The organism is Sediminibacterium sp. (assembly GCF_051861365.1).
GTDB lineage: Bacteria > Bacteroidota > Bacteroidia > Chitinophagales > Chitinophagaceae > Sediminibacterium.
In genome coordinates, this window is record NZ_JBHYCW010000001.1 from 1 (window position 1) to 19,812 (window position 19,812).

Sequence of the window (19,812 nt, forward strand, 5' to 3'; positions counted from 1 at the left end):
TGATGGAACGCAGATTTTTATGATGGTTTATGATGGTAATCTATCGGCGCTCATCATAATAATCATAAAAAATCTGCAGCCCATAAAAGTTGAGAGAAAACAATGATTGCGGAGACAGGTATGCACACGGAATAAATAAATTATTCCGCCGTTCAACGAAATTTTCAAGCGATTCAGTTCACCACCTTATCAGCACAGCAACTACTCGCAAAAGCTTCCGGCTTGGCTTTGAAGGCAAAGCCCATACCTAGGATATAACCCATGGCTTCGCGTAATGCATCATTGCTTTTGAATTGCGGATTGGTATTGATGTCGGCATGCACTTCCATGTCTACCTGGTGCTCAATAAAGAGATCACAGAGTTCATAGGCGATCTCTATACTTTTGGCTACTTCAACCAACATCCGCTCTTTGATGTGGTATTTCTGCTTGGTCTTCTCATTGTGAATGTACATGAACCCACCATTGTGTTCGCGCAGAAAAACGATGACCGTTGCAAATTCGGTATCATCGCCCTTAACCTGGCTGTCGGTTCCGATACATACTTTGAGCTTAGTGCCATTCGCAGACTCCCTTTTAATAGCTTCTGCTACAGCTTCTTTGATGGGAAGGTGAATAGGTTCACCATTGAATTTTCTCCAACGCATAAGTGGAAGGTTTTTGTAAGTTACCGATTAATCTGCTTTCCTTGAACGAGTTAAGAATTTCTTATTGTTCACAAGTGTGGATTAGTCCATAGCTGATGGTCCATAGTCCATGGCAAGCACAATTCATCTGCCATAAGCTTCCTAACATTGCTGTCCGGTAAAATCAGCTATGAGCTGCGTGCCTTGAGCTATGCGCCTTTTAATATTGAATTTGCAGCTTCAAATAGCATCGTTGTAACGATCAAATACTTCTTTTATACAAGTATTTTCCAAAAACTATTTCGCAAACCCCTCTATTTATTCTAGAAATGCAGATAGTCTACAATAGCCGGCAATCTTAGCACGGAGCTTGTGGCTCAAGGCTCACAGCCTATTTTCCCCGGACAATAATGGCTTCCTACTATGGACTATCGACCATGGACTATGGACTATGACGCCCCGCAACTTTGTCACATTTTCAATATTTGTACGGAAATTGAAGGTTAATTGCACTCAAATCTTATACATGAAAATTCTCCTGCATTATCTCAAACCTTATAAATGGCTCGTGGTGCTGGCTTTGGTGCTGGCTGGGATCAATCAAACTTTCTCACTTTTCGACCCTATGATCTTTGGTAAACTCATTGATCAGTTCGCCAATAGCCCTAAAATAAACCCGGATGGCAGTTTTCGTACAGAAAGTCAGTTCATCAATGGCATTATGTTCATGTTGCTGCTGTTGGTAGGAACTGCCATGGTGAGCCGAATCGCCAAAGCTTTTCAGGATTATACCGTAAATGTCATCATCCAAAAATTTGGCGCGAAAATCTTTACCGATGGATTGAAACATTCTATGCGCCTGCCCTATCAGGAATTTGAAGACCAGCGCAGTGGCGAAACTTTATCGATCCTTACCAAAGTTCGTTCTGATACCGAGAAATTCATCGGTTATGTCATCAATGTATTATTCGGCATCATTGTGAGTGTGGTCTTTGTATCTATTTATGCTACCAGACTTCACTGGTCGATTGTTCCTATTTATTTGGGTGGCGCTTTGATGATTGCTTTTGTCACCAACTTGCTGAGTAAGAAAATCAAAGTGATCCAAAAAAATATCGTAAAGGAAACCACTTCATTAGCAGGTTCCACCACAGAGAGTTTAAGAAATATTGAATTGGTAAAAAGTCTGGGACTGACAGATCAAGAAGTAAAACGACTCAATACCAACACGTATAAAATTCTGGGGCTTGAATTGAAAAAAGTGAAAAGTATACGTTCACTTAGTTTTATTCAGGGCACCATGGTGAACTTTCTCAGACAGGTCATTACTTTTACCTTGATGTGGTTGATTTATCGTGATGTTTTAACAGTGGGTCAATTGATTTCATTACAGTTTTATAGCTTCTTCATTTTTGGTCCATTACAAGAGATCGGAAGTATCATCATGAGTTATCGTGAGGCAGAAGCTTCCTTACAAAATTTTCATAACCTGATGGGCAAAAAAGTAGAACCCAGACCCGATCATCCTCAACAAGTGGGCACCATTGAAGAATTGGCATTTGATCAGGTAGTGTTCAAACACCAGACTGCTCAATATCGTGCATTGGATGGTATTTCATTTGATGTAAAGAAAGGAGAAACCATTGCTTTTGTTGGACCATCCGGTTCCGGAAAAAGTACTTTGGTGAAATTGTTGGTAGGATTGTATCGTCCACAAGAGGGACATATTTATTATAACAAAGTGAATGGCGCCAATATGAATTTTGATGAACTGAGAAATCAGATCGGATTTGTAACGCAGGATACACAATTATTCGCCGGTACCATCAGAGAAAATCTCAGCTTTGTATACCCACAAGCTACTGAGGCAGAATTACTGGAAGCTTTATCCAAAGCCAGTTGCAACAATTTATTATCACGTGCGGAAAAAGGTTTGGACACCATGATTGGTGAAGGTGGATTGAAATTGAGTGGTGGAGAAAAACAGCGCTTATCTATTGCCAGAGCATTACTCAGACATCCGCGTTTATTGATTTTTGATGAAGCAACTTCTGCATTGGATAGTATCACCGAAGAAGAAATCACCAATACCATCCGTAATATCTCGAGAGAGAAAGAACAGATCACAGTTATGATTGCTCACCGCTTAAGTACCATCATGCATGCAGATCGGATCTATGTTTTAGAAAAAGGACAAGTAGTGGAGACAGGCAATCATAGTTCGCTCATCAATGAAAAGGGATTGTACTATGCTATGTGGAGACAGCAGATTGGCGAAAGAAAAAATTTATCTATACCCGTTTAAACAGAGAAATAAGAAACATGAAATAAGAAATCAGGAAGTGAAATTTCTCTCCGTTTCTGATTTCTTATTTCATGTTTCTTATTTCTTATTTCCTAGTCCCTTCCAAACTTCTTTCTAAAATACTCAATCACCGAAGGATCTTCCAGTCCTTCCATATCACTGAGTTCTAATTCAAGGGCTTTGGTGCTGAGTTGGATTTCAATAAGAGAAAGAAACAAGGAAGCAGCAAAGCAGATCAAACTGATGGCAAATACAATATTGGCGGCGATCATGAATTGGGTATAGATGAGGTACATACAGATGATACAGCCTAAAAAAGTAACCACCCCCAATGCCTGCATATTTTTGATCAGCTTCAATCGGTAACGTAGGTTTTTGATCTGACCATGAATGATATGTTTCTGTTCATGGCTCTGGTATTTATCATGCAAGCTTCGAATACGATTCGATAAAGAAAGGAACCGATTGGTATATGCCAGCATGATGAGGCTAATGGCGGGGAACAGCAATGCGGGTGTGTTTAAGTTGATCTCCATGCTTAAAATTAAGAAAGAACCGGTATTTAGGGGGTGTCAAAAATGAAGTGACCGCCGCGAGATTGGTTTGATGGCTTATGGTTCATGGCTTATAGTCGATAGTCCATGGTCCATGGTCTATAGTAAAAGATTGGGGATGTCTCAAAATAAAGTAACCGCTGCGAGATTTGTTTGATGGCTAATGGTTCATGGCTGATGGTCGATGAACCATGGACTATGGACTAAAAAAAAGAGGCTGTATCAAAAGTCTGATACAGCCTCAATGCTTAAACTAAAACAAAACCCTGAGAAAAATTATTGAATGCGTGCTACAAAATTCACTTCAATATCTGTTTCACCAACGGTTACAGGATCATTGGATCCTTTAGAACCCGGCTTATGTTTCAGGGTAACTTTTACGGTACCCGGACCGCTTACAGCACCACAATTCCATCTGCTGGTAACACCCAAAGGACGACCATTCGGGTCTGTATTCAAACCATTTATAGTAATATTCACCCCATTTGGCTGAAAATAGAACTGATGATCGTTGGCTTCTGCATTGATTTCTATAGTAATATCTTTAGCCGGCGATTTACTTTCATCCAATACCTGAACGGTACAGTTGTACTGCTTGTTAGGCGCTAATATGATTTGTTCATTTTGTGTGGGAGCATTACCGCCCGGACCATCGGCATCTTTGAAAGTAACTGTTGAAGTAGCTGTTCCACCCACTTCAGTAAAAGTCAACCTTAATGTTGTGATCAATTCCTCTTCGTTCTCCGGTTTTTGGGGATCTTTTTTACATCCGGTTGCTACAAAAGTGACCATCAGTAACGCTACCATCAAATAAGAAAGTTGCTTTTTCATACACACTTGATTTTTAGAAATTATGATTTGGTTTTGGGTTCAATGGGAATCTTAATTTTCAATCCAATATTTCTACCCATTTCATCGGAGAAATAACGGAAGGCATTCATGTATTCTCTATACACAACATTCAAGGCATTACTCACGGTTATTGTAAACTGAATTTTTTGATGTTTGGTTTGTAAAATCGTTCCTACTTCTAATCCAAGTAAAGCATAAGCCGGTGGCGGCATCAGATAATCTGATTCCATGGCAGTACTTCCATCCGGTTTCACTACCGGAATATTACCGGTAGCAGGAACACGTGTTTGTCTGCTCACGTATTGTACGGTTGGTTTGATATAGGTTTCTTCCCATTTTTTAAAATCACCCAAACTATATTGAATGCCGGCTTCATAACGATCTGCCGGCATTTGTATCATCCATTCTTTGGTATTCCTGTTTTTAGCACGTACGATCGAGGATTTTGCATCCACTTGAAAATGTGAACTGATCGTATAGGCAGCATTCAAATCAAAACCATGCATGGCCACCGGTGCTTGTCCGAAACGGAAAGTAGGAAACGCTCCCCTGATGGTAAGCTCCGGAGGAAATACAGGAAAGAGATAAATAAATCCGTCAATTCTTTTTACATAAGCACCTGCATCGATATGCCATCTACCTCGGTTATACACCGTATTGAACAAAACACTATTCGATCGTTCAGGTTGCAAATTTGCATCTCCTTTCTCTATTCTTGCAGAGCCATGGTGTAATCCATCACTATATAATTCATTCACCTGTGGCGCCCTCCACGCTGTAGATGCATTGATGGTGAACTGAAGTCCATCAGCTGCTTCATAAGAAATACCGGTATTACCCGATACATTATTAAATCTGCGATCAGGATATTGAATACCACCATTCGAATTGGTATTCACCATACTACGATGATCAAAACGAAGTCCTCCTTCAATCAACCATCTTTGATAATTCCATTTTTCTACAATAAAAGCACCGAAATTGAATGCTTCATAATTTGGAATGAACAAACGGTATTCATAGCTATTTCGCTGATAGCTTCCGGTAATACCGGCTGTTCCTCTGAAATGTCCGGTATTAAAATGATCCCAGATCAGATCAGTACCCAATGTGGTCATTTTCAAATCCAGTTGTGGTACATTGGCACTGCTTTGGAAGCGTCTAACATCATATTCTCTACGCCAATTGTGTTGTAGTGATAAGATCATGTTCAGCTTACCGATATCACCCGTATTGCGAAAAGCTTTTACTTTCATCAATTGATGCTGTACTTGTTGATAAGGTCTATTGATCTGATAAGTAAATCCAACATTACGGATATAATCAGGCGGTTCTTTACTACTGATGGCTTGCATCAGATCTGTAACATTACCAATATGTGATCCGGAGAAGATCGCCAGTTTGGTATTGAAAATACTATAAAAAAATTCCAATCCGTTTGTAGCAGAACGCCAACCCATCGCTGCGGAACCATTGAACTCTTGATTACCTGAATTCGCTAGCCAATAATTCGGTGTTCTGGCATTACCACCACGTTTAACAGTTCCTTGTAAGCGCCAGGAGAAGGCATTATTTCTTTTTGAATTACCCTCTATAATACCAGATAAAGTGCCCTGACGATTATTCGAAAATGCTGCTATATTCAATTCTCCACTCACCCCTGGAACAGAACGTAGTAATTTAGGTTCTACCAATACAACACCTCCAATCGCATCGCCTCCATAGCGAATGGTGCTGGCTCCTTTTACAACTGATAATCGATTGGCCACATAAGGATCAATTTCAGGAGCATGTTCACTACCCCATTGTTGTCCTTCCTGCCGAATTCCATTATTCAGAATCAAAACACGATTGCTGTGTAAACCATGAATCACCGGCTTATAAATATTAGAACCTGTTTGCAAAACACTGACGCCGGTAATTTTCTGCAAAGACTCCCCTAATGAAAGTCCGCGTAGCGCTTCCAATTCCTTCCCTTTGATATCCTGAGAAATGGCTGCGCCTTTGGTGCTGATGGTTCCTCTTACCGTTACATCAGCCAGTTCATTACTGGTATGCGGAAGAAAAAAATTGTGTTTGATATCATCTTTGAAATGAAGATGCTCAGTGATAGGTGTACAACTTACGTGGGAAATATTCACATCATAATTACCGGCACAGATTCCCGCGATCTTGAAATTACCCTCTGCATCAGTAGCCTTACTGATCTTCAATGCAGGTATTTGTATCAGTGCCCCACTTAAAGGCAATCGGGTATCAGCATCGATGACTTTTCCGGAGAAAACAAGCGTACACTGCCCCAGCACCTGAACAATGCTTCCCCCCATCAGAATAAGGAGACATAATAGCCGATATCTTAATTTTTGAAACAAGGTTGTAAAAATAATAGGATTTTTTCATTTTTACATCATTGTTGCAAAAAATTTACCGATTATCTCACTTTTAACATCGCCCTCACCTGCTGAACTACCATATTCTGGAATCGGATATAATAAACCCCCGGTTGTAATCCGGAACCATCAAAAACAACATTGTAATTGCCTGCCTCATATTCTCTGTCGATGAGGTTCTTCAATACCCTTCCCATGGTATCCATGATTTGGATGAGGGTATGTCCACCCGCAGTTTTAAAACTGATATTGGTAGACTGTGTAAATGGATTGGGATAATTGGTAATGAAATTCTCCCCTGACAGGTTCACTGATTTATTACATGCCAATGAGTTGACGATGGGTAATACCTGAAAGTTTTTCAGCATGATCTGCTCCAAGTCATCGGCATCCACACAAAGCCATTTGTTTAAGATGGTAGCATATACACTTCTGAAATCGTATTGAAAAGGAAGGTTATCATTGAAAGAAGCGGTTACGGGAATATTGGGTGTATCTCCGATTACACCTGAATCAACATTTTTACCAAATACAAACATGGGAGCTGCAGATCCGTGATCGGTTCCGGTACTTCCATTGCTTTTGATACGTCTGCCAAATTCAGAAAATGTCATACCCAATACACGATCGTCTACCTTCTGTAATTTCAGGTCATCCTGAAAAGCTTTGATCGAATCGCTTACATTTTTTAAAAGGTTCGCATGTGTACCTGTAGTATGATCTAATGAATTCACCTGAGCAGAATGTGTATCAAACCCTCCATAGCTCACCATATAAATTCTTGTCTTTAATCCACCTGCAATCAATCTCGCTACAATCTTTAACTGAGCTGCCAATGAATTATTCGGGTATTCAGCCTGTTGTGTCACTTTCGCTGAAGCTGCTTTGATCACTTCAGCATATGCGGTGGTTTGTTGTGCTACTTTTCGGATATAAGTCAATTCCTTTCCTGCCGGTGTATTCGGCGCAGGATCCTGAACACCTGCAATGAGGTTATAAAAATTACTGGGATTGGAAATACTCATCCCCATACTTACAGCTGGTCCTTGCAAAGCTAAAGATGTGGTGGATCCAATTTGTATGGCCAAAGGATCCGGCATACTACTATTCGGATATCCATTCGGAAAGTTCGGATACTCATAATTCAAATAGCGACCTGTCCAACCACTGTTCACTACTTCTTTGCTATCACTGGCACTCATCCAGATATCGGTAGCCCTGAAATGAGAAAAATTGGGTTGAGGATATCCTACTGAATGTATCACACTCATCTTTCCGTCATTGTACAAAGCCTGCATGCCCGTCATAGCAGGATGGAATCCGACTCTATCATTCCCCGATAATCCCAATACTTTTTGTTGAGGGATATACATATTGGATCTGGCGCGGATATAATTAGGGAAATATTCAATGGGTATCACGGTATTCAGCCCATCATTCCCTCCATTGAGTTGAACAATTACCAATACATGATCCGTATCTGTTGTTGCAGGAAATAAACCTTGCATCAATAATGATTCAGCACCATAAGCTTTTACGGTCATACCATTGATCAACGAAGGCAGCATCACCCCGGCGGGTACTGTATGGCGTAAGAAATCCCTTCTTCTCATAGTATTGTATTTTATGCGAGTTGATACTCAGCGAGGTTCATTAAATATTTGAGGAGATCACGGATATAATTGCGAACGGTAGTGGCATTGGCCATATCACCCGGATTATTGATATACTGATTCCAGGCATTGGTCCAATAATAATCTTCTGATTGTCCACCCAATAAAATATCCTTTTTGATCTGTGCTTTGGAAGTATCTGAAATGTCCAGTCGATACATCAGTTTCGTGAATTCATTGATCAACTGATTGGGGTCTCCGGGATTGGAGAATGTTTTGGCAAACTCAGCTCCATTAATGATCATACGTTTACCTCCGAAAGTAAATCCATTCATCACCATGGTATCCGTAAACTGATTTCGTTTAGGAAGGGTATCGCTATTAATCCATATCTCATAGAATTGAGGCTCCTGATAATAAGCTTTCCATCCACTCACATCAGGTGGGTCTCCGATATTCTGCTGCAAGTTGTTACATTGATTTACCAAATAATTCCAATGACCATAGTTGATGGTATACTCAGGTGCAGGTTCAAATGGTATCTCGAATTCGCGACATAATCCAACAGTCAAATCTACCGGACTCTTAATCTGACAGCCTCTGGAAAGGATATCATAAAAATGTTCACTCATCAATAAAGTACGTAGTACCGGAGCTACTTCATAATTGGCATTTCGAAAAATGACCGCCAGGGGTTTGATGATATTGTTTTCAACTGTTTCATCAATATCATAATAAACAAACCAGCGATAAAATCTGCGACACATATACTCCGCCACTTCATTGGTAGCAAAGATCATATCGAGCATCGCATCCAGCTCTTCTTCCCCGGCAGTTGGTCCGTTTTTACCGATGATGACAGTATTGTTATAAAAGGAAGAGAATTTTTTGTCTTTTTTATCGTGTCGGTTATTATCAAAAAAGGAAGAGATGGTATTAACATTGTTTCTCCAACCGGTCAATACACGTGCCGAAGCTTGTACATCTTCTTCTGTGAACAATGAACCCGGACCTTTACCGCAACAGAATAGTTCTTGTAACTCACGGCCATAATTTTCGTCGGGTGCAACGGCTTGGTTTAATTGTCCATTCAAATACACCAACATCGCCGGATCAATGGTAACAGCTTTCATTAAGGCTTTAAAATTCCCCAAAGCAAAACTTCGTAAAAGCGCATGATGTTTGTACAGAAACTGGGCATTGACCTCGGTACTCTCCGTTGCGAGATGGTTATGCCAAAACAGGGTCATTTTCTCACGCAGGTTTTGATCTTGATTGATCATTAATCCCATCCACCATTTTTTGAAAGAGTTTCGTCTTAAACTATTAACGGTTCCGTCGTTGTTAGGGTCATTCACCCAGGTATCACCTTGTAAAATATTGGTATCGGGATTGGTAGCATTGGCAGGGGTTGCATACTCTTTTACCGGTGGTGCAGGTGGGTCTGGCGGAAGGGTCAACAACAAATCAACCGCCTGTGCACAAGTAAGTGTCTTAAAATAGGCAATATCACTTCTTTTGGCGCCAAACAATGCACGCTTCAACAAGTGAATGACTTCACTCTCGGTCCAGGGACCCGTATAAGGTGCTAGTCCGGTAGTGGGTGGCGGGGTATCATCTTTCGACTGCGATAATATGCCGCCGGAGGGTTTAGTTAAGGTTACTTCCATACTCAGGCTTTATATAGGATCTTGAAAATCAAATCTTTCCGTTAAAATAACGCTTTTGTACGTTCCTTTTTGCTTTTCGGAAAGCTTTAATGATCAGTTAATAAATTAACAGATACAAATCCGTTACACAATGCAGCATCAGAAGGTAAAATATGTCTATATTTAGGGTAAATCTATTTTACCCCTCATGACCGAGCAGGCTATCATTGCAGGCTGTTTACAAAACGACGCTGCTGCGCAGCGCGAGTTGTACAATCGGTACAGTCCTAAAATGCTGAGTGTGTGCTATCGTTTTGCACCCAACAGAGAAGATGCAGAGGATATGTTACAAGAGGGGTTTATTAAAGTATTTACCCAAATACATACGTTTCAGAACAAGGGCGCATTTGAAGGATGGATCAGACGCATCATTGTGCATACTTGTATCAACTTTCTAAAGAAGCATAAAAAATTCAATGAAAGTTTGGATATCAGTTTCGCTACATCGGTGCATATTAAAGAAGAAACCATTCCTTCCATTATGCAAGCCCGACAGATCATTGAATGCATCAGGTTATTACCGGTAGGTTATCGTACCGTTTTAAACCTGTATGCGTTAGAAGGGTATAGTCATAAAGAAATCGGCATCATGCTGGATATCGAGGAAAGTACAAGTAGAAGTCAGTACACTCGAGCGAAAGCCATGCTGGAAAATATATTGATTCGTAAAAAGATCATTGAGGCACCCAAGCAGGATTATCAATGGCTCGCAGCCTTTAATAAATCCTAGTGTGTTGAATATGGAAAACCAGAAGTACCAAGACGAATTTGAGCAGTTTTTACACGATGAGGTAAAGCAGCACCGTATGTATCCATCCGATCGGGTATGGACCAACATACGTACTGAGTTACATGGACATCGTTCATGGCCGGCACTTACTTTTATTTCTTTATTTATTATTACGGCGCTTACATTAAGTACGGTATTAAGTACCCAAGAGAATTTTCATCCTCAGCCATTGTCAATCCCTAACATTGCCAAGGTGGAGCAAGAAACCATTGCCGCGCATAAAGCAGCCGGTGAAAAAAGCCGTCACTATTTCAATAAACTGGCTCCGGTTCATATTACCATGAATACCATTGCAGCAATGGATTATCCGGCTGCAGATCTGTTTGCGACCAATAATAGTCTATCTCAAACCGATCTCACACTCGCGAAAGAAAATATTCAACAACCGACGATTTCAAATACTAAAAACAATAATAGTTTAGCACTTTTTCCTGTCAAAGCTTTACTGCAACCTCTAGAAGTGATTCAACATTCAGAAGTGGTTGCATCAGAAATCAACACCGCAAAACCGGTTGATGAAACAGTTTCGGCTCAAGATATTCATTTGCTACAAGAGAAAGATCCTACAGCAGATGATTATCTGAAGGATTTTTCTTACAACAAAACTCAGCCATTAAAACGCTCTGCCGTTTCAAAATTTGGTTTTCAGTTTTATATTACGCCGTCTACCAGTTATAGACGTTTATCCGACGAAAAAGTGAAAGAGATCATTCAGCCTGCTGTTGCTTCTTTACCTATAAATACACCGTTGAACCAATTATCAAACGTAAATGAAGTTGTACGCCATCGTCCGGCAGTAGGTTTGGAAGTAGGTTTTGCAGTACTGTACAATATAAGCAGTCGCTTGAAACTCAAAACAGGTTTACAACTAAATATCAGACAGTATCAAATCGAAACATTCCAATCTCGCACTTATGATCCTACTACGATTTCATTGATCAGCTTTAATGGCGTAGAAAATATTACACGTTTTTCTCCTTATAATAATAATGTTGGCTATAAGCAAACAGAACTAGAGAACAAAGTATACCAATTGGCCATTCCAATAGGTATTCAGTGGGATGTGATCAAGGGTAAACATGTAGGTATTAATATGGAAGCTTCTGTGCAACCTACTTTTAACCTGAATAAAAGTGTTTATCTCCTTTCAACCGATTACAGACATTATGCAGAAGGCAATGATTTGGTCAGAAAATGGAATATCAATACCAGTATAGGACTGAATCTTAGCTATAAAGCGGGTAAAACCAGTTGGCAGATCGGACCACAGATTCGTTATCAGCACTTACCTACTTATTCCAATAAATACCCCATCAAGGAATACCTGATGGATTATGGCATGCGTATAGGCTTTACAAGGGCTATTCAATAACCAACTACTATCTGTTTATGGCCATCCACCTAAGGCGGATGGCTTTTTTATGTGTGGTTTAAATAATTTTGTCGGATGAAACAATTAGCAGTGATACTGATGAGCTATTGGCTCTTGGCTTGTGGTGAAAGTGTACAAACAAACCCTCAATTACAACCATCTCCGGATAGTACCCAATTTTACCCGACCGCTTCTTTTTTTGAAAATCAAATAACCATCCTTCCAACCATGAAAAAGAAGATGCTCGTTTTTCATACCAAGGATGGGAAAAAAGATTCTACCCAATTGTCTATAGCTACTTTTCAAGAACTGGTAAAAGAGTTCATAGCAAAAGATATAACCGATGCTACTACAAAGAAGCATTACCGCGAAACCATTTTTCAAGATGCTGCTACCAACAGTTACACTTTGAGTTATACTGCTGTTGACACTACGGTAACAGTAAAAGGAATGGAAGTACTATTGGATGAACAAACCAATCAGGTAAAACGTGTTTTCATTAGAAGTGTATACCGAAAGGGAAATGGCTCTATTATGGAACAACATAATTGGAATACAGCCAAAGGGTTTCAGATCATTCGTTCAATTACGAATGTACAAGGATATACTACGAACGAACTTACTGAAGTTCGATGGGAAGAGTGAAATAAGCAATCAGGTCCACAGGACTCCTTCGGAGAATAAGAAATTTTTATGACGCAGCAGGAATTTCAACAGATAGCACATACCATACCGCTTCAGCCAGGTATCTATAAATATTTTGATGCGGATGATACTTTATTATATGTAGGAAAAGCCAAAGAACTGCGCAAAAGGGTGAGTTCTTATTTTTCAAAAACGTTTACTACTTATAAAACCCATGAACTGGTTCAACGTATTCAACGTATTGAGTTCACGATCGTAGACTCTGAACAGGATGCTTTTTTACTGGAGAACGCATTAATCAAAGAATACCAACCACGTTTCAATATCAATCTCAAAGACGATAAAACCTATCCCTATATCGTCATCAAAAAAGAACCTTTCCCGCGTATTTTTCTCACCAGAAAAAAAATCAATGACGGATCTGAATATTTAGGTCCTTTTACGTCTAGCGGCAAGGTCAGAGAACTGATCAGCTTTATCAGGCAATACATTCCTTTACGCACTTGCAAGTTAAACTTGGGTGATGCACAAATTCGCAGAGGTAAATACAAGGTTTGTCTGGAATATCACCTCGGCAATTGTAAAGGTCCGTGTGAGGGATTGCAGGATGCAGCATCCTATGATGAGGGATTACAACAGGTGAGAAATATCTTAAAGGGCAATCTTGGATCTGTGATCCAGCATTTTAAAAAACAGATGCAAGAACATGCTACGAATCTTGAGTTTGAAAAAGCTGAGTCCGTTCGCAAAAAAATAGAGCACTTAGAAAACTATCAGTCCAAATCTGTCATTGTCAGTAAGCATCTCAGCAGTCTGGATGTATTTGCCATTTTAAAAGATGGCGATACTGCTTATGTAAGTTATCTTATGGTCCAAAATGGAACCATCGTTCAAACACATACCGTACCATTGGAAACCAAACTGGAAGAAACAGAAGAAGAAGTACTGAGTTTTGCCATCAGTAGAATGAGGACCGATTTTAATAGTTTATCCAAAGAAGTGATTGTTCCATTTGAAATAGAATATCCTGATCCAACCTTAGTATTTACTATTCCAAAAGGTGGAGATAAAAAGAAGTTATTAGAACTGGCACTAAAGAATGTAAATTATTTTCAAGAAGAGTTACGAAGAAAGAAAGTATTACATCTGGAAGGGCGTACAGACATGGAAAAGAAAAAAGTATTGTACGAATTACAGGACTACTTGCATTTACAAGAAACACCCGTGCATATTGAATGTTTTGATAACTCAAACTTCCAAGGCAGTTACCCTGTATCAGCGATGGTATGTTTCAGAGATGGAATGCCCAGTAAAAAAGATTATAGACACTACCATGTAAAAACGGTAAAAGGTATCAATGATTTCGCTACTATGAAAGAAGTGGTATACAGAAGATACCAACGATTATTGACAGAAGAAATGCCATTACCGCAATTGGTCATTATTGATGGGGGTAAAGGACAATTAGGTGCTGCTATGGAAAGCATTCATGCATTGAATTTGCATGGCAGATTAACTATTGTTGGATTGGCAAAAAATGAAGAGGAGATTTTCTTTCCGGGAGATTCTGCTTCTATCAAATTGCCTTGGGACAGCAATTCGCTAAAACTCGTTCGCAGAATACGCGATGAAGTTCACCGATTTGGTATTACTTTTCATCGAAACCAACGATCAAAAGGCACATTCAAAAATGAACTGGAACAGATTGATGGAATCGGTAAACAAACGGTCATCGTTTTGCTGAAAGAATTTAAATCAGTAAAAAATATTAGAAATGCAGATAAAAAAGACCTTGTTCATTTAATCGGCAGTAAAAGAACGGATGCTTTATTGGCATTTTTTGAAGAGAAAGAAGAGAAGGAATAAAATAAAAAAGGGGTCAGGATAGAAATCCAACCCCGTTTTTAAAATCCAATATCCTATGAAAAACCGTGGTAAAGTTAAGGAATCCGTTTAATTAATCAATATTCAAATTTGAAAAATTGTATTATAATGTATTTTTAATAAAAAAGGGAGCCTATAGGCCCCCTTTTCTGCATAACATATTGATTATGAGCTCTTAATACTGCCATAGGTCTTGTTCATAGTTGAACAAACGTTCTTTGATATTCTCCCCTTCTAATAACCTAAACAGCGGATCACGAATTAGGGCACTGAGGAAGCGATCACTGGGGTTATTGCTACTGGTTTTCACAATATAGCTTCCGAAAAAGCGACTTTCAAAGAGCTCTTCCCATGTCATTCGACCTGCATAATTCTTTGTATTGTATACATTGTATTTAGTAAGGGTCTTACGCAGATCGGGGTAATAGATCCAGAAAAGTGTTCTGGGGGTTGACTTACCATTGATCACCAGTTTGGCAACAGGAGCTATCCCGATGATGCGTACAAACATACGGCTGGCTTCTTTGTCGAAGATCCATTGTTCTTTTAAACGAAAAGTATAAATAGAGTCAGGATTGGGCGCAAACTTCGTATCATAAATAACTGCGGTATCTACAACATTCGGATTATCGGCATTCTGTACTAACTGTGTATCCAAACGTCCTTTCAGCATTTTAGTGATATCATCATAAGACATTGGCTTGGTAAAACGATCATCTCCCCCTTCTGCAGAGAAAGGAACCACACTGTCGTTTTTGATAGCACTTAGCAAAATAGAGAAGAAACGTTGATCACCCAGATCATCTTTACCCGGATACATGAAAGGCTGGTTTACTTTTTCACGCGCATCAATCTCTCTCCAAATAAATTCACTGAATAACCAATCATCTTCACGAAGATGTTCATATTCCAATGGACGTTTTTCTCTTGTCTGACTGCGGTCTGCCGCAGTTTCGTTACGAAGGCTACGAGGAACTACTTCTCCAAAACCACCCACAATAGTAGTATCCACCGTTTTGCTAGGCTTAATGCTTGCCGGATCTACAGCAGGCCTATTGGCATTGGTAGTTGTTGTTGCCGGTTTAGTAGTATCACGCTTAGCAGCAGCAGAATCCGCCGCATTTCTGGGGCGATTATTATTATTCCGCAAATTGAATTGTGCCATAGCAGTGGTACCTGCTAACAATGAAACCGTCACGCACAATAAGAATGTTTTTTTCATAACCAATGCTTTATTGCAATATGAATGTAATGTTCTGATCTATTTTTCTGGTTCCGCCACCCGGTTGTTTCAGTTTGATTTCACCAATAGTAACGGTAGTACCGGGCTGGCAACGTCTGATCAGATTTTGGGCGTCGCCACTGAATGATGGACCATTCACTTCTGCAAATTCAGGTTCATCGAAACCTTTACCGGTACAAATCAACATATAGCTCAATACTTCAAACTTCACTCCTTCAAAAACGAAATCACGTAAATCAGCGATTACCCCTCTTTGAACACGGAATACATTGGCGTTCATCGTTCCACCTGCACTACCACCTACAATGGCAATTGGATCTGGAACACGTTTTACAGGAATAGCGATACGTTGTGTTGTTTTACCATCGGTGGCCACCACATTTACTGTACCCAGTTGGTTACAAGTAACAATGTATTGTCCGGCACCTGCCTTGGTAAGTGTAGCACCAGCACCCTCAATATTCACTTTTACTTTTTCATCGCCGCCGCCGCCGGTTACGCTCAATGGATTTTCAAGACCTTGATAAAACACGCGCGTTTTATCGGTAGATACCACCAATCCGGAGGGAACACCCACTGTATAACGAACTTCTTTTTCTACAACTGCGGAGGTACCATCGGGTTTTAAATAAGATATTCTTACTTTTTTTACAGCGGCGCCTGAGTTATTTACACGGGTTTTGTATTCAGCTGCTCCTTCTGCATTCAAAGCAACGGCTACCCCATCTACTGTAATATTGGGTTTAGCTGCTTTACTGAATGCGCCGATACCAGCAGTGATCACAAGTTCTTCTCCCGGCATCAGGTATTGAGAATTGGTTCCTGCGAATGCCTGAAATTCATCATAAATCAACTCCACTTGTCCAATCTGACGATGACAATAATCTACCGCTAATGCCTCACTATTTTTAATATCGTTTTCAAACTTGCTTAATATAGTAATTGCCGCTACGGAAGGTGTCATATGAAAATATCCATAAGCCCAATCACCTTTTCCTGCTTCACTCGTAGATGGAAGTGGAGTAAGGTCTAATGGTAATGAGGCTTCAATCTCTTTTTTCATATCCGGATCAATCGCCAACAATTGATCTTTAAATGCTTTTAACCTGCTCAACAACTCCTTACCTCTTCCTTTCCCATTGGGGGGTTCAGAAATGAACATACGGGTTGCTGCATCCAGATTATCTTCTTTATAGGACTCCTTTCCATCTTCGCCAACAGTTAATCCAGACTCTTCTTTCAATTCCTTTTTTAAAGCCTCCATGTAAGCATACAGATCATCAGCTAATTTTTGTGCCTGTTGGGCCTTTGGTAACCATATCTGTGCTTTTTCTCTTGTTTTTGGATCTTCAATCTTTGCTTGAAATGATCTGAATATCTCTGCATTCTTCTTATCTACAATTCCATTCGCAGTCATAAGGCTCCTGTCTACCGTTTTAAAGGCATTCAGAATCTCAGATGAAACATTCAGCGCCAACAGTGCCGTAAGCACGAGGTACATCATATTGATCATCTTCTGCCTCGGTTCCTTTGGTAATGACATTTATCTAAAGTTTTCTATTCGGTTTATAATAGGTTTTGCAAGCAAGGAAATATTAAGCGCGCCCTTGCATAGCTGTCAACATATTGCCATACACCTGATTCAACTTACCCAGGTTATTGGCCAGCACTGCAATTTGTTCTTTTGCTTTCATCGCATCATCTGCACTGCTCGACATTGCCGCTGAAGCTTGTGCCAGTTTACCATAGAACTGATTCAATGCTTTTAAGTGATTATTACTTTCCTGCAACTCCAATTCATAAATAGTATTCAATGAAGACAGATTCTTGGTCAATACCTGTACCTGCTCATGGAATTGTTTGGTTCCTTCAGATGCACTGTTGAAACCAGCCAATGATTGTGTTGCCTGATTCACTGCACCTGATATAGAAGAAAAAGCAGTAGTTGCTTCTTTAGCTTTAGCTGAAAAATCGCCGGTTGATTTCACCACATCGCTAATCTCTCCCATATTATCTACCGTAGTTCCCAATTTCTGGAAGCTGGCACTCAATTTTGATAAGTTAGCCGGTGTAATATCTGCTTGTTGCAACATATCATCCAGACTTTTTAAAGCAGGGTTACCTGCAGCTACCGGTGCAATCGGTGCTCCCATATCTGGAGGAGGCAAAATAGCATAAACTACGAAGATGAGCGCTTCTGTTGTTAGTCCAATCTTCAATGCCCAATCTGCCCATGACAAGTGAAGGATTTTTGCCATGGCACCGAAAATTACTACGGAGGCACCCAGACATACAATAACATTTACAATTCGGTTGGTTGCGGGAGAAACACCTGAAGCCATAATCTTAAGTTTAGTTTTAATAGTTTATTGAATCTCGGATCGTATTCAACGTTCCGGACGGATTTTATTTTTTGGATTTAGGAGCCAAATCAATCACACAACGAAAACCGATGTATGATTTAGCAGTATCCTGGTATTCATAATTACGGGTACTTACCTGGAGGTAATAAGCAATATCTTTCCAGCTACCCCCACGTACCACTTTACGCTTCATACGAGGTAGATCTGAATCGGTTGCTTCAATACGTACATCCGGACTTAAATCTGACATAAAGTTGTATGACCCTTCATAGAAATAAGAACCGGTCCATTCAGCTACGTTACCGGACATATTGTACAAACCATAATCATTTGCCCAGTAAGCATCCGCTTTTACCGTATAGAAACCGCCATCTTCAGGATAGTTACCTCTACCGGGCTTAAAGTTGGCTAACAAACAACCTTTTTTATTTCTCAGATAGTAGTTACCCCAAGGGAACATAGAATTGGTTCTACCTCCACGAGCCGCATATTCCCACTCTGCTTCACTTGGTAAACGATAGTCACCATCTACTGCAAACTTTTTCTTCTCAAGGAATGAGTTCTGATAATGTGTACGCCAATGACAGAAAGCAACAGCTTGTTTCCATGTTACACCTACCACAGGGTAATTACCATAAGATGGGTGAGCGAAATAACGCTTGGTCATGGGTTCATTATAGGAATACGAGAAGTCTCTGATCCAAACAAGGGTATCAGGGTATACTTTCTCATCATACTTTACAATAAAATCTTTCCTAGGTCTATCCGCATTCTCGCGCTTAGCTGCTTCGGGTAAGTTAAAATATTCTACTTTGTATTTAAGTTTACCGGGATCAATTTCGTTTCTTCCGAATAGACGATTATCTGGAGCTAAGTTTAACTCATTTAATTTTTCGATAGTCGCTTTATCATATTTGATCTGGGCTACTTTTCTCCAGTCTACTGCTGAAGTATCATCTTCTTTATTGATACCACCACCATACAAAATCTTAAAAGATAAAGAATCACGTACCCAGTTTACGAACTGACGATATTGGTTATTGGTAATTTCTGTTGCATCCATCCAGAAACCGGGAATTGACATTGATCTATTCCTGTTGGTATAATTAAAACTGATATCCTCATCACTGGGTCCCATATGAAAGGTTCCAGGTGGAATGTATACCATGTTTCTCGGTGTTGTCATACTGGGTCTGGCCGTTGGCGCTACTCCATGCAACTGACCGTCATCAGGTAATCCTTTTGACTTCTTGCCCTTATTCAGGAAGCACGAGCTTAGGCTTAGCGTGAATACGGCCAAGGTAATAGTAGTTAAATAACCTTTCATCTGTTCAACTTAATTTATGACAGTGACAAATATAAGTTCAGAAGCGCAGTTAAATACAGCTTCCGTTTTAAAACCAATAATTTCACAAGGCGGGTAAAGATGATTCCAGTAATTTCAGAATTTTATTTTCACTAACTGA

Annotated in this window: 15 protein-coding genes; 5 read left to right on the top strand and 10 right to left on the bottom strand. The window is 39.9% G+C overall.

Translation table 11 applies throughout. The features are described 5' to 3' along the window. Positions 1-173 precede the first annotated feature (173 nt). Positions 174-647, bottom strand: a complete 474-nt coding sequence (locus tag ACTIEV_RS00005) for a ribonuclease H-like YkuK family protein (RefSeq protein ID WP_178888921.1) — start codon at positions 645-647, stop codon at positions 174-176. Positions 648-1,152: 505 nt separating this feature from the next. Here ACTIEV_RS00005 and ACTIEV_RS00010 point away from each other — a divergent pair. Then, positions 1,153-2,931 carry an ABC transporter ATP-binding protein gene (locus ACTIEV_RS00010; protein ID WP_322195899.1) on the top strand — a complete coding sequence of 593 codons (1,779 nt, stop codon included), beginning with the start codon at positions 1,153-1,155 and terminating at the stop codon, positions 2,929-2,931. Between the two features lie 92 nt (positions 2,932-3,023). Here the strand turns inward: ACTIEV_RS00010 and ACTIEV_RS00015 are convergent, their stop codons facing one another. The 5 genes from ACTIEV_RS00015 to ACTIEV_RS00035 all read right to left on the bottom strand — a co-directional run bounded on the left by ACTIEV_RS00015 (position 3,024) and on the right by ACTIEV_RS00035 (position 10,010). Beyond that, positions 3,024-3,467, bottom strand: coding sequence for a DUF2721 domain-containing protein (locus ACTIEV_RS00015; RefSeq protein WP_322195898.1), 444 nt, complete (start codon positions 3,465-3,467; stop codon positions 3,024-3,026). Positions 3,468-3,761: 294 nt separating this feature from the next. Beyond that, entirely contained in the window at positions 3,762-4,316 is a 555-nt protein-coding gene (locus ACTIEV_RS00020; RefSeq protein ID WP_322195897.1) for a hypothetical protein, read from the bottom strand. A gap of 20 nt (positions 4,317-4,336) precedes the next feature. After that, a complete protein-coding gene (locus ACTIEV_RS00025) occupies positions 4,337-6,664 on the bottom strand; it encodes a TonB-dependent receptor (protein WP_322195896.1) in 2,328 nt (775 codons plus the stop codon). Between the two features lie 104 nt (positions 6,665-6,768). After that, complete coding sequence (locus ACTIEV_RS00030) at positions 6,769-8,340, bottom strand: DUF1501 domain-containing protein (RefSeq protein WP_322195895.1); 1,572 nt, start codon at positions 8,338-8,340, stop codon at positions 6,769-6,771. Between the two features lie 11 nt (positions 8,341-8,351). Beyond that, positions 8,352-10,010, bottom strand: a complete 1,659-nt coding sequence (locus tag ACTIEV_RS00035) for a DUF1800 domain-containing protein (protein ID WP_322195894.1) — start codon at positions 10,008-10,010, stop codon at positions 8,352-8,354. A 187-nt stretch (positions 10,011-10,197) separates the two neighbouring features. On the opposite strand from ACTIEV_RS00035, the gene ACTIEV_RS00040 reads away from it, so the two are divergent. From ACTIEV_RS00040 to uvrC, 4 genes are all read left to right on the top strand, one after another. Beyond that, the gene (locus tag ACTIEV_RS00040; RefSeq protein WP_322195893.1) at positions 10,198-10,779 is read left to right on the top strand and encodes an RNA polymerase sigma factor; all 582 of its coding nucleotides are present in this window, start codon (positions 10,198-10,200) and stop codon (positions 10,777-10,779) included. A gap of 10 nt (positions 10,780-10,789) precedes the next feature. Next, the gene (locus tag ACTIEV_RS00045) at positions 10,790-12,211 is read left to right on the top strand and encodes an outer membrane beta-barrel protein (RefSeq protein WP_322195892.1); all 1,422 of its coding nucleotides are present in this window, start codon (positions 10,790-10,792) and stop codon (positions 12,209-12,211) included. A 75-nt stretch (positions 12,212-12,286) separates the two neighbouring features. After that, the gene (locus ACTIEV_RS00050) at positions 12,287-12,856 is read left to right on the top strand and encodes a hypothetical protein (RefSeq protein ID WP_322195891.1); all 570 of its coding nucleotides are present in this window, start codon (positions 12,287-12,289) and stop codon (positions 12,854-12,856) included. Between the two features lie 48 nt (positions 12,857-12,904). Next, positions 12,905-14,722 (top strand): excinuclease ABC subunit UvrC, encoded by a 1,818-nt coding sequence (gene uvrC / locus ACTIEV_RS00055; protein WP_322195890.1) that lies wholly within the window; start codon positions 12,905-12,907, stop codon positions 14,720-14,722. A 193-nt stretch (positions 14,723-14,915) separates the two neighbouring features. Here the strand turns inward: uvrC and gldN are convergent, their stop codons facing one another. The 4 genes from gldN to ACTIEV_RS00075 all read right to left on the bottom strand — a co-directional run bounded on the left by gldN (position 14,916) and on the right by ACTIEV_RS00075 (position 19,673). Further along, complete coding sequence (gene gldN, locus ACTIEV_RS00060; protein WP_322195889.1) at positions 14,916-15,962, bottom strand: gliding motility protein GldN; 1,047 nt, start codon at positions 15,960-15,962, stop codon at positions 14,916-14,918. Between the two features lie 10 nt (positions 15,963-15,972). Further along, the gene (locus ACTIEV_RS00065; RefSeq protein WP_322195888.1) at positions 15,973-17,526 is read right to left on the bottom strand and encodes a GldM family protein; all 1,554 of its coding nucleotides are present in this window, start codon (positions 17,524-17,526) and stop codon (positions 15,973-15,975) included. Positions 17,527-17,578: 52 nt separating this feature from the next. After that, positions 17,579-18,325: a gliding motility protein GldL gene (gldL, locus tag ACTIEV_RS00070; protein WP_322195887.1), complete on the bottom strand. Its 747-nt coding sequence runs from the start codon at positions 18,323-18,325 to the stop codon at positions 17,579-17,581. A 64-nt stretch (positions 18,326-18,389) separates the two neighbouring features. Then, positions 18,390-19,673: an SUMF1/EgtB/PvdO family nonheme iron enzyme gene (locus ACTIEV_RS00075; RefSeq protein ID WP_322195886.1), complete on the bottom strand. Its 1,284-nt coding sequence runs from the start codon at positions 19,671-19,673 to the stop codon at positions 18,390-18,392. Positions 19,674-19,812: the final 139 nt, after the last annotated feature.

What these genes read in the sequence shown, in the direction of transcription:
- gldL (WP_322195887.1), bottom strand. Translation starts at nt 18,325, where the DNA reads ATGGCTTCAGGTGTTTCTCCCGCAACCAACCGAATTGTAAATGTTATT.
- ACTIEV_RS00030 (WP_322195895.1), bottom strand. Translation starts at nt 8,340, where the DNA reads ATGAGAAGAAGGGATTTCTTACGCCATACAGTACCCGCCGGGGTGATG.
- ACTIEV_RS00035 (WP_322195894.1), bottom strand. Translation starts at nt 10,010, where the DNA reads ATGGAAGTAACCTTAACTAAACCCTCCGGCGGCATATTATCGCAGTCG.
- ACTIEV_RS00010 (WP_322195899.1), top strand. Translation starts at nt 1,153, where the DNA reads ATGAAAATTCTCCTGCATTATCTCAAACCTTATAAATGGCTCGTGGTG.
- ACTIEV_RS00005 (WP_178888921.1), bottom strand. Translation starts at nt 647, where the DNA reads ATGCGTTGGAGAAAATTCAATGGTGAACCTATTCACCTTCCCATCAAA.
- ACTIEV_RS00015 (WP_322195898.1), bottom strand. Translation starts at nt 3,467, where the DNA reads ATGGAGATCAACTTAAACACACCCGCATTGCTGTTCCCCGCCATTAGC.
- gldN (WP_322195889.1), bottom strand. Translation starts at nt 15,962, where the DNA reads ATGAAAAAAACATTCTTATTGTGCGTGACGGTTTCATTGTTAGCAGGT.
- ACTIEV_RS00045 (WP_322195892.1), top strand. Translation starts at nt 10,790, where the DNA reads ATGGAAAACCAGAAGTACCAAGACGAATTTGAGCAGTTTTTACACGAT.
- ACTIEV_RS00050 (WP_322195891.1), top strand. Translation starts at nt 12,287, where the DNA reads ATGAAACAATTAGCAGTGATACTGATGAGCTATTGGCTCTTGGCTTGT.
- ACTIEV_RS00040 (WP_322195893.1), top strand. Translation starts at nt 10,198, where the DNA reads ATGACCGAGCAGGCTATCATTGCAGGCTGTTTACAAAACGACGCTGCT.
- uvrC (WP_322195890.1), top strand. Translation starts at nt 12,905, where the DNA reads ATGACGCAGCAGGAATTTCAACAGATAGCACATACCATACCGCTTCAG.
- ACTIEV_RS00020 (WP_322195897.1), bottom strand. Translation starts at nt 4,316, where the DNA reads ATGAAAAAGCAACTTTCTTATTTGATGGTAGCGTTACTGATGGTCACT.
- ACTIEV_RS00025 (WP_322195896.1), bottom strand. Translation starts at nt 6,664, where the DNA reads ATGGGGGGAAGCATTGTTCAGGTGCTGGGGCAGTGTACGCTTGTTTTC.
- ACTIEV_RS00075 (WP_322195886.1), bottom strand. Translation starts at nt 19,673, where the DNA reads ATGAAAGGTTATTTAACTACTATTACCTTGGCCGTATTCACGCTAAGC.
- ACTIEV_RS00065 (WP_322195888.1), bottom strand. Translation starts at nt 17,526, where the DNA reads ATGTCATTACCAAAGGAACCGAGGCAGAAGATGATCAATATGATGTAC.